The organism is Streptomyces sp. NPDC102437, from assembly GCF_044765565.1.
GTDB lineage: Bacteria > Actinomycetota > Actinomycetes > Streptomycetales > Streptomycetaceae > Streptomyces.
Genome location: NZ_JBIWKI010000026.1, coordinates 109,544 through 117,225, shown reverse-complemented (window position 1 = coordinate 117,225; position 7,682 = coordinate 109,544). Strand labels below are relative to the sequence as shown.

Below are 7,682 nucleotides of genomic sequence, written 5' to 3'. Positions count from 1 at the left end.
GGGGGACCCTGTGGGAGAGTAGGACGCCGCCGAACTCCTTTTACGGGAAAGCCCCGTGTCCTTTTGGACACGGGGCTTTTCTGCGTTCTACGGCCTTTTCCTTTGTCAGCGCGGCTTGGGGAAGACTGCGCGCAGTGCGGAGCTCCGGGTGATGAATGCGACCCGGATGACCGGCAGCATGCAGACGGCCTGCGTCACGGTGTACCACGGTGGGCCCGCTAGCTGTTGGCCGACGTTGCCGGTGGCATCGGCTACTTCCTCAAGGAGAGCGTGTTCGACGCCGACCAGTTCGTCGGTGTTCTGGAACGCGTAGCTGGTCTCGGGACCGCGATGGACCCTGCTGTCATCGCCAAACTGCTCTCCAGCGGGCCCTCGAACCGACGGCTGGAAGGGCTCACCGAACGCGAACAGGGCTCGGCCTCATGGCCGAAGGACTGCCCAACCAGGCCATCGGCGGGCGGCTCTTCCTCAGCGAGAGTGCCATCGGCAAGTACACCACCTCCATGTTCGACAAGCTCGGCATCACCGATGACGACGACAGCAACCGGCGCGTCCTGGCGGTCTCACCTACCTGAACAATCCCTGACCTGCCTTAACAGTCCCTTCCTGCTTGAACAGCCCCTGGTGGCGGGCCTCGCGAGGAGTCATACCCCCTGGGGCCAGCGGGAGCGGGCCTGTTCCCGGGAGCGGAGGAGGGCCAGGGTCGGCAGTCCCATCCCCCGGCCGTTCGCCAGCAGTTCCGGGAGCCGGGGGAGCGGTGCCACCGCGGCGATGTCGTCGAGCACGAGCGTCATTGGTGGGTCGAGCCGACCGTCGGATGACCTTGCGGCCATGCGGCGGCCGTGCTCGACCACGTGCGAGGCGAGCGCCGTGAGCAGGGGCATCGCTCCCGGCCCCGAGCGGGGGTCCTCGATAGGCTCACCCACCACATAGAGGGTGCCCCCCTCGCCCGCGAAAGATTCCAGCGCGAGCGAATCGGACCGGTTCGGCGTGCAGGCCTCGCGGATGTGCACCGACGAGAGCGCGCCGAACGCCCGTACCGTCAACGCCTGGGCCATCTCGCGTCGTTCGGGGTGGGCGGTCAGCGCGGACTCCAGCAGACCGGCGAGTCCGGACGCCGCTTTGGGGTGGGAACGGAGCAGGCGCACCGGTTCGTGGGCGCTGCCGCCGAGGGCCCAGCGGTGGACCTGGCGGAAGGGCCGGCCGTCTATGGCGGCGGCGTGCAGCCAGCACTGCAGGAGCGTTTCCGCAGTGTCGGCGGTCGCCGCGTCGATACGGGCCTGCGGCCGGACCGGGGCCAGGAGCGCGGCGGAGCGGGCGGCGGCCGTCTCGGGCTGTTCGCAGCCTGCGGTGGGGGACCAGTGGAGGCGGGCCGGGGTGTCGCAGAGGTGGCCCGGGTCGTAGACGAGGACCGGGCCGAGTTTGGCGCGGGCGTCCTTCGTCTCGGCCCAGACGCTGGGGTCGGAGGTGACGACGAGCGCGGGGCCGTCGGCTTCGTTGATGGCCTGGACGGCGGTGGGACGACGCGTCGCGGCCGGTCCGTAGACGACGGGGGCGCGCGGGGAGGGCAGAGGGGGGAGGCCGGGGGCGGGGCTTCCGGGTTCGGTGCCGGAAACGGTTTCGGCACCGGAAACGGCACCGGCTTCGGTACTGGCACCGGCTTCGGCTCCGGCTCCGGCTCCGGTGAGAAGGGTGGTGCTGGCCAGGGCGTGTTCCACGGGGACGGCAGCGGGGGCAGGGACAGGGGCGGAGGCAGAAGCAGCCGCGGGCGGCTGTGCCCGGCGGCGGGGATTCTGCTGCTGCCGGGACCGTACGGGCTCGTCCTCGTCCTCGTACTCGTTCCTGTACTTGTTTCCGCGCTCGCTCCCGTGCCCGTCCCTCTCGCCGCCCCCGTACCGCTCGCTGCGCTGCCGCGCCCGTACCGCCCGCCAGCGGGCCACCACGCCCAGCACGAACACCGTCAGTACCAGCAGCACCATCAGTTCGCCGATGAACAGGCCCCAGAAGAGCCCGTACCCGGAGAGCTCGCCCGCCGGGGTGTTCGGCCAGGCGGCCGGGAGGTCGTGCGGTGCGGTGACGAGCCGACGCATCGACAAAGGGGTCTCGGCGAGCGTGACGCCCTCCGGCCACGCGCCGCGCGCGAACAGTCCGGCCAGCCCGGTGGCTGTCCACGCCAGTAGCGTCAGCCCGAGCAGGAAGGCCAGCAGGCCGATCAGCAGGCCGTCCGGGATGCCGCCGCTGCTTCCACTGCCGCCGTTACGTTGCTCAGCGCGCCCCGCCATGTCATGCCACCGTTGACTCGGACGAATCGTTCAGCCGCTGCTGGTGCTCGATCCGTGCCGCGCGCTGCTCCGCCTCCAGGTCCGCGGCGAGTACGTCCTCGGGGAGGAGTTCGGCGGCGGAGGACTCGGTCATGGCGCGGTCGGTGAAGACCAGGGGGCGTTCCGCCTCGGTGATCAGGTGTTTGACCACCTGGACGTTGCCGTTGACGTCCCAGACGGCGATGCCGGGGGTGAGGGTCGGGATGATCTCGACCGCCCACCGGGGCAGGCCGAGCACGCGTCCCGTCGCTCTGGCCTCGTCGGCCTTCTGGGCGTAGATCGTGCGGGTCGACGCCATCTTGAGGATCGCCGCGGCCTCGCGGGCCGCCGCTCCGTCGACGACGTCGCTGAGGTGGTGGACGACGGCCACGAACGACAGGCCGAGGCGGCGTCCGAACTTCAGCAGGCGCTGGAAGAGCTGCGCCACGAAGGGCGAGTTGATGATGTGCCAGGCCTCTTCCACCAGGAAGATGCGCTTCTTCCGGTCGGGCCTGATCCAGGTGTGCTCCAGCCAGACGCCGACGATCGCCATGAGGATCGGCATCGCGATCGAGTTCCGGTCGATGTGCGAGAGGTCGAAGACGATCAGCGGGGCGTCGAGGTCGATGCCGACGCTCGTCGGCCCGTCGAACATGCCGCGCAGGTCACCGTCGACCAGCCGGTCCAGGACGAGGGCGACGTCCAGGCCCCAGGCCCGTACATCGTCTATGTCGACGTTCATCGCCTCGGCGGACTCGGGCTCCGGGTGGCGGAGCTGTTCGACGATGTCGGTCAGGACCGGCTGCCGGTCGGTGATCGTCTCGTTGACGTAGGCGTGGGCGACCTTCAGCGCGAAGCCGGACCGCTCGTCCAGGCCGTGCCCCATCGCGACCTCGATGATCGTACGGAGCAGGGCGAGCTGGCCGGTGGTGGTGATCGAGGGGTCGAGCGGGTTGAGCCGGATGCCGCCGTTGAGGGCGGCGGTCGGGTCGAGGCGGATCGGGGTGAGACCGAGCTCCTGGGCGATGAGGTTCCACTCGCCGACGCCGTCCTCGCCCTGGGCGTCCAGGACGACGACCTGGCGGTCGCGGAAGCGGAGCTGGCGGAGCACGTACGTCTTCTCCAGCGCGGACTTGCCGTTGCCGGACTCGCCGAGCACCAGCCAGTGCGGGGCGGGCAGCTGCTGTCCGTACAGCTGGAAGGGGTCGTAGATGTAGCCCTTGCCGGAGTAGACCTCGCGGCCGATGATCACGCCGGAGTCGCCGAGGCCGGGGGCCGCGGTGGGCAGATAGACGGCCTGGGCCTGTCCGGTCGATGTGCGGACGGGCAGCCTGGTCGTCTCCACCTTCCCGAAGAGGAAGGCGGTGAAGGCGTCCGACAGCGCGGACAGCGGATCTCGCATGGCGTGACCGACCTCCCTTTCGTTTCTCTCGGTTGTCCCGGTTGCTGTGCGGGTTGTCGTACGGCTAGCGGCGGATGCCGGTGGCGAACGGCAGGGTGTTCACGAAGGCGCGATGGTGCTCGCGGTCGCACCACTCCAGCTTGAGATACGACTTGCCGGCCGAGGCCCGGATCGTGCGCTTGTCGCGGGCCAGGGCCTCGGGCGAGCGTGACGACACGGTGATGTACCCCACCAGGTTCACCCCGGCCGCGCCGCTCGCGAGATCTTCACCCCGCTGGTCGAGGCGGCCGTGCGCGGCGATGTCGCGGGGGTCGACGGTGCGGTTCATCTTGGCCTGGCGGCTGGCTTCCGCCTCGTCGTTCGTCTTCTCGGTGAGCATCCGCTCGATGGCGACCTCGGTGGGTTCCAGGTCCATGCAGACCGCGACCGTACGGATCACATCGGGGGTGTGGACGAGGAGCGGGGCCAGGAAGTTGACGCCGACGGGGGTCATCGGCCACTCCTTCACCCAGGCCGTGGAGTGGCACCAGGGGGCGCGGGTGACCGACTCGCGGGTCTTGGCCTGGAGGAACGTCGGCTCGACCGCGTCCAGTTCGGCCGGCCAGGCGTTGCGTTTGGTCATGGCCTGGATGTGGTCGATGGGGTGGTCGGGGTCGTACATCGAGTGCACCAGGGAGGCGAGCCGGCTCTGGCCGAGCGGCTGGCGGACGCGGATGTCGGCCTCGGCGAGGCGGGCGCAGATGTCGGTGAGCTCGCGCGCCATGACGACGGCGAGGCCCGCGTCCTTGTCGAGCCTGCGGCCGGCCTGGGGGCGGGCGGCGCGGGCCATGGCGTTGGCCTCGGCGGCCAGTTCGCGGGTGTAGTGCATGCAGGCCACGAGGTAGGCGCGGTGCTGCTCGCTGGAGGTGGAGACCATGGACTGGAGTTGGTCATAGGAATCCTGGAGCCAGCCCGGGGACGTCTTGTCGCCGCGCTGGGCGACGTCCTTGGCGTGCGCGTCGGGGTCGGCGGGGAGCGTACGGGCCAGCATCTGGATGCGGGTCACGAAGCCGTCCCCGTTGGCGACGTGCTTCAGCAGGGTGCCGAACCGGTCGACGAGCGCTTCCTGGTCCTCGCTGTCGCGGAGCCCGACGCCGGGGCCCTCGATCTCGATCGCGGCGGTGACGGTGCGGCGGTCGGCGTGCAGGAGTACGGCGATCTCGTCCGGGCCGAAAGGGGCGGCGAGCCAGTTGATCCGGCCGATGCCGGGGGGCGGTCCGATCTCGACCTCACGCCCGTCGGCGCCGACGCCCGCCTCCATGGCGGCGGAGCGGTAGGTCGTACCGCGGCGCAGGGAGCGCTTGTAGCTGCGGTTGATCTCGAACCATTTGTAGAAGGTGCGGTGCTTGTACGGGAGGTACACGATCGCCAGGGCGAGGAGCGGGAAGCCCGTGAGCAGCACGATCCGCAGGGACAGGATCGGGACGATCAGCCCGCTCATCATGCCGAGGAACGCGCCGGCGATGATCAGGGCGATCTCGCCGGTCTCGCGGTTCTTGCCGACGATCGCGTTCGGCCGGGCCCGGCCGATGAGATACGTACGGCGGGGCGCGATCGTATGGGACGGAGTCGTCAACGCCCTCCACCTCCCGTGCTGTTGTTACCTGAACTGCCTGATCCGCCACCTCGGTGGGAGCGGCTGCCGTGCGGGGTGCCGGAGGTCGGTCCGGATCCGCTGCGCGGCGGAGGTGTGGCGCCGCCGACACCGCTTCCGCCGGAGCTGCGGGAGCTGTGCGCGGCGACTCCGCCGCTGATCGCGTTGGCGGGCCGGCCGCCACCGCTGCCGCTGTCGCCGCTGTTCTGGCCGCTGCGGCTGCTGTGGGTCTTGATGCCCTGGGAGACGAGGGCGGCGGGGGAGCTGATCAGCGCGGCGGCCTGGGAGCCGTCGGTGGCCTGCTTGCGGTTGGTGCGGGCGCCCTGGATCTCGTCGCCGAAGCCGGGGACGAAGCGGTAGATCATCGCGGAGGCGAAGATCGCCAGCAGGATGATGGCGAGACCGGACACGACGGCGGAGAACGCGTTCGGCCCGTCGTTCTGGGAGAGCGCACCGGCGAGCCCGAGCACGACGACGATGACCGGCTTCACCATGATCACCGCGACCATGATGCCCGCCCAGCGCCGGACGTGGCCCCACATGTTCTTGTCGACGAGCCCGGCGTAGACGACGGTGCCGAGCAGGGCGCCTACGTAGAGCAGGGCGGCCCGGATCACCAGCTCCAGCCAGAGGACGCCCGCGGCGAGGATCGAGACGAGCGAGACGACGATCAGCATGATCGGCCCGCCGCCGATGTCGGAGCCCTTCTTGAGCGCCTCGGCGAACGATCCGAAGAAGACGTCGGTCTGCCCACCGGAGGACGAGGCGATGACATCGGTGACGCCGTCGGTCGCGGAGACGACCGTGTAGAGGATCAGTGGGGTGAACGCGGAGGCGAGCACCGTCAGCCACAGGAACCCGATGGCCTCGGAGATCGCGGTGGTCAGCGGCACGCCACGGATCGCCCGCTTGGCGACGGCGAGCAGCCACAGGACGAGCGTCAGGACGGTGGAGGCGGCGAAGACGATCGCGTACTGCTGGAGGAACTTGGTGTTCGTGAAGTCGACGTTGGCGGTGCCCTCCACGGCCTCGCTGAGCTTGCCGACGATCCATGCGGCGGCGTCGGCGCAGCCGCGGGCCAGGGAGGAGAGGGGGTCGAGGGAGTTGTCGACGGTGGAGGGGACGTTGGTCTTGGGGGCTGCGTCGCCTTTTTCGCAGTAGTCCTTGGCAAGCCCGACGATGAGGTCGCATGCGTCGTTGCTCTTGCTGGGCGACGGCGTGGGCGACGGTGAAGGGGCTGCGGCTGCCTGCGAAGCCAGCAGGATCACGGTGGCTGGCAGGCTTCCCAGGACTGCTAGGAGGGAACGCGCGCTCGGGTGGCGGCTATCGGGCATAAGTGAAGCCTCCGTATCCCTCGACCGCACCAGCGATTTCGTCTGCAGTCGATGCTCTGTTGTCGCCGTTTACGGGCGTGGGGCCTTCCTTCTGGCTCGACGACTCGATTCGCCAGTCGCCTCCGACCCACTTGAGCTTCTCGGAGATGGTGAACCAGGTCGCTGTGACGGGCTTGGTGGAGCCCTGTCCGGCCATTCCCACTAGCCCCGTGCACCAGACCTCGACTGTGGCGGTGTCGCCGCTTCGCTCGACCACCTTCGTGCCGACGGGGATGGTCCGGGAAACGAACGTCAGGCCACTGGGGGTGGTGCCGTCCTTGTTGAGGCCGACGTTCTCGAGGAAGCCCGGAGAGTATGCCTTCGTCAGGGCGGTCAGCAGGTTCTCCACGACAGCCGGGTCGTGGGTGGTCTCAACGATGCTTCGTCGGGTGTGTGCGTTGAACATCCCGACGGAGCCCAGCGCCACCGCGTAGTTGGACGCCGCGCTCTGCGCCCCCTGCTCGTCATGCGCGAACCCCGACGGAATCGTGCCGTTCTTCCCGGTGACCGGCTTGGTCCCCGTGGCAGCTGTCGACGCGGCCTCCGGCTTGTTCCCCGCGCTTGCCGAATCACCGTCGTTGCCGTCCCCGCGGCCCCCGCCCATGTTGGCGAAAGCGATGGCCGCGATCAGGAGGACGACCACGCCGGCCATCGTGATGAGCGAGCGGGAAGCGCGTGCGGGGCGGCGGGGGGCGTTGTAGCCGTCGCCGCCCGCGCCGTCGGGCAGGCGGGTACGGGTCTGGCGTGTCCCGCCGATGGTGCTGTATTCATCATCCGTACGGCCCGAGTCGTAGCCGTTCTCATCGCCGTGGCTCATGCCGCGTACGCCCCCTCAACCGTTGCCTGAACCGGGTAGTACGACGGTAGCCGTGCGGGATGCCGCGCGGACGCGGTGTGGTGACTCGACATCAGGGGACGCAACCTCTGCCGGTGGGCACGACGGACGGGTGGTGTGGGGGTGGGCGGGACTGCCC

The 7,682-nt window shown here is 69.7% G+C and carries 6 protein-coding genes; 1 reads left to right on the top strand and 5 read right to left on the bottom strand.

Annotated features, from left to right (window positions below):
• Positions 1-422 precede the first annotated feature (422 nt).
• Positions 423-575, top strand: a complete 153-nt coding sequence (locus tag ACIRJP_RS28905) for a LuxR C-terminal-related transcriptional regulator (RefSeq protein ID WP_404180142.1) — start codon at positions 423-425, stop codon at positions 573-575.
• Positions 576-644: 69 nt separating this feature from the next.
• Here ACIRJP_RS28905 and ACIRJP_RS28900 read toward each other — a convergent pair whose 3' ends face one another.
• The 5 genes from ACIRJP_RS28900 to ACIRJP_RS28880 all read right to left on the bottom strand — a co-directional run bounded on the left by ACIRJP_RS28900 (position 645) and on the right by ACIRJP_RS28880 (position 7,525).
• Positions 645-2,282, bottom strand: coding sequence for a type IV secretory system conjugative DNA transfer family protein (locus ACIRJP_RS28900; RefSeq protein ID WP_404180139.1), 1,638 nt, complete (start codon positions 2,280-2,282; stop codon positions 645-647).
• 1 nt (position 2,283) lies between these two features.
• Positions 2,284-3,702 (bottom strand): ATP-binding protein, encoded by a 1,419-nt coding sequence (locus ACIRJP_RS28895; RefSeq protein WP_404180136.1) that lies wholly within the window; start codon positions 3,700-3,702, stop codon positions 2,284-2,286.
• 64 nt (positions 3,703-3,766) lie between these two features.
• Positions 3,767-5,317, bottom strand: coding sequence for an SCO6880 family protein (locus ACIRJP_RS28890; protein WP_376631754.1), 1,551 nt, complete (start codon positions 5,315-5,317; stop codon positions 3,767-3,769).
• Positions 5,314-6,669: a hypothetical protein gene (locus tag ACIRJP_RS28885; protein WP_404180133.1), complete on the bottom strand. Its 1,356-nt coding sequence runs from the start codon at positions 6,667-6,669 to the stop codon at positions 5,314-5,316. The genes ACIRJP_RS28890 and ACIRJP_RS28885 overlap by 4 nt, the downstream gene beginning before the upstream one ends.
• Positions 6,659-7,525, bottom strand: a complete 867-nt coding sequence (locus ACIRJP_RS28880; RefSeq protein WP_404180130.1) for a hypothetical protein — start codon at positions 7,523-7,525, stop codon at positions 6,659-6,661. Before ACIRJP_RS28880 ends, ACIRJP_RS28885 begins: the two co-directional genes overlap by 11 nt.
• Between the last annotated feature and the right edge of the window lie 157 nt (positions 7,526-7,682).

What these genes read in the sequence shown, in the direction of transcription:
- ACIRJP_RS28900 (WP_404180139.1), bottom strand. Translation starts at nt 2,282, where the DNA reads ATGGCGGGGCGCGCTGAGCAACGTAACGGCGGCAGTGGAAGCAGCGGC.
- ACIRJP_RS28885 (WP_404180133.1), bottom strand. Translation starts at nt 6,669, where the DNA reads ATGCCCGATAGCCGCCACCCGAGCGCGCGTTCCCTCCTAGCAGTCCTG.
- ACIRJP_RS28880 (WP_404180130.1), bottom strand. Translation starts at nt 7,525, where the DNA reads ATGAGCCACGGCGATGAGAACGGCTACGACTCGGGCCGTACGGATGAT.
- ACIRJP_RS28905 (WP_404180142.1), top strand. Translation starts at nt 423, where the DNA reads ATGGCCGAAGGACTGCCCAACCAGGCCATCGGCGGGCGGCTCTTCCTC.
- ACIRJP_RS28895 (WP_404180136.1), bottom strand. Translation starts at nt 3,702, where the DNA reads ATGCGAGATCCGCTGTCCGCGCTGTCGGACGCCTTCACCGCCTTCCTC.